A 1,341-nucleotide genomic window follows, 5' to 3' on the forward strand; every position below is an offset into this window, starting at 1 on the left:
CAGGGCGGGACCGCCCGGCGCGCCGGGCAGCGGGGGCAGGGCGGGGGCGGTGCTCATGCGGCCAGTGTAGGAAGGGCGCTCGGCTCCCGTTCCGACGGGCGCCGGCGGGGTGGGGCTCCCGCGGCGGCGCCGACGCTCAGACGGCGCGGAGGTAGCCGAGGGCTCGGGCCAGGTCCACGGCGCGGTCGTGGGCGCCGAGCACCTCCTCCAGGCCGGCGACGACGGCGGTCGTCACCTCCTCGGTGAGATGCCAGTCGACGGTGAACGGGTCGTCGAAGCGCGCCCACGCCGTGCCCACGGCCGCGAGCGCGCGGGTCATCTCCGTGAGGTCCCGGAAGACCGGTCGCGGCTCGTCCAGGCGGTCCTCCCAGCCCTCGTCTCCCGGGGCCATGAGCACCTGACCGGTGGAGGCCGCGTGGATGAACGGGTCGGCGCCCTGCTTGGCCACCACCGTCCAGTCCTCGTTCCAGTCCACCAGCAGGGCACCGGTGCGGTGGTTCCACCGGTAGCCGGCCTGCTCGTCCCAGAGGCGGTCCAGCGGGAAGAACATCACGGGCAGGCCGAGGGTGTCGATCTCCAGCCACTCCGGCCCCACGTAGCGGTAGAAGTCGGCCAGGTCCGGGGCGAGGGGCTCCTCGGCGGCCCACTCGATGGGCTCCTGCCGGCTCAGCCGGCCGAACGGGGCCAGGGCGTCCCGGGCGGCCAGCAGGTCCTCGGCCGAGAGACGGGGCCGGGCGCCCGGTTCGACGCCCGGGCCGGGCGCCGAGCCGGTGGAGTCGCGGAGGGCCGGGCGATGTCCGTGGGCGGGGGGCACGCGGGTCATGGCCCCAGGCTAGGCAGGCGGCTCAGGGGCGCGGAGGACGGGACGGCGACGGAGGCGTGACCGTCCGATGAAGCCTGCATGACGGCTGCGCGTCCGACACAATGGAACCCATGCCCCCCACCACCCGCGCCCCGCGCCGCCTCCCCTCGTGGACGTGGTGGCTGGCGCTGGCCGCGTGCGTGGCCGGCGTCGTGCTGGTCTACGCCGCCCTGGTGTGGTCCTCCGCCGGCCAGGTGCTCGAGTACCAGGTGTTCCGCGCCGTCGAGGAGCGCTACGGGGACACCGTGCCGGACGTGGCCTCCCAGGTGGTGCGGATCCTGCCGCTCGGGCTGGCGGTCGGCATGGCGCTGGCCTCGCTCGGCGCGCTCGCCGTGGCCCGGTGGCGGCGGCGGGGGCTGCTCGCCCTCCTCGTGCTGGCCGGGTCCAACCTCACCACGCAGCTGCTCAAGGCGGCGCTTCCGCGGCCCGAGCACGCCGACGGGGTCCCGTGGTCCGGCGGCAACTCACTGCCCTCGGGC

Annotated in this window: 1 protein-coding gene and 1 pseudogene; one reads left to right on the plus strand and one right to left on the minus strand. The window is 76.1% G+C overall.

The genetic code is table 11. From position 1 onward, the window contains the following. Positions 1-136: 136 nt before the first annotated feature. Positions 137-823, minus strand: coding sequence for a hypothetical protein (locus D8M29_RS12260; protein ID WP_036339435.1), 687 nt, complete (start codon positions 821-823; stop codon positions 137-139). Between the two features lie 110 nt (positions 824-933). On the opposite strand from D8M29_RS12260, the pseudogene D8M29_RS12265 reads away from it, so the two are divergent. Next, a pseudogene (locus D8M29_RS12265) lies at positions 934-1,341 on the plus strand (phosphatidic acid phosphatase); the annotation flags it as partial.

The sequence above is a fragment of the Micrococcus sp. HSID17227 genome (assembly GCF_003989405.1).
GTDB classification, from domain to species: domain Bacteria; phylum Actinomycetota; class Actinomycetes; order Actinomycetales; family Micrococcaceae; genus Micrococcus; species Micrococcus luteus.

What these genes read in the sequence shown, in the direction of transcription:
- D8M29_RS12260 (WP_036339435.1), bottom strand. Translation starts at nt 823, where the DNA reads ATGACCCGCGTGCCCCCCGCCCACGGACATCGCCCGGCCCTCCGCGAC.